Annotated in this window: 1 pseudogene; it reads left to right on the forward strand. The window is 50.1% G+C overall.

From position 1 onward, the window contains the following. Window positions 1–243 (forward strand): annotated as a pseudogene (locus tag ACGFT1_RS35815) (hypothetical protein); the annotation flags it as partial. Between the last annotated feature and the right edge of the window lie 154 nt (window positions 244–397).

The following is a 397-nucleotide window of genomic DNA, read 5'->3' on the forward strand; positions in this document are numbered from 1 at the left end:
GCCGTAATCCGTGAGAAATACGGGTTACCCCCTGTTATGAGTACGCCCGTGAAATATGCCGATCGTATCATGCTGGCAACCGAACGCCGCGATCTCGGGCTTGATGATGGCTCTTTCTGGCCTGGACTGGAAGGCATCCCGGCAACCGAGATGTTCAACGTGATTCCACTGGCACCTAGCCATGCCTCCGGGATGTTTATGGAACGTTTTAACGAGTTATCGGAGTTACACAAATGCGCATGAATGTTTTCGAAATGGAAGGGTTTCTTCGCGGGAAATGTGTACCGCGAGATCTGAAAGTGAATGAAACAAATGCTGAGTATCTGGTGCGTAAATTCGATGAAGTACGTGCTGAGGCTCGCAACGAGGGTATTAACTATACCGCAAGCCGTCTTGC

Origin of the sequence: Streptomyces sp. Y20, assembly GCF_043195475.1 — a bacterium.
Classification (GTDB): domain Bacteria; phylum Actinomycetota; class Actinomycetes; order Streptomycetales; family Streptomycetaceae; genus Streptomyces.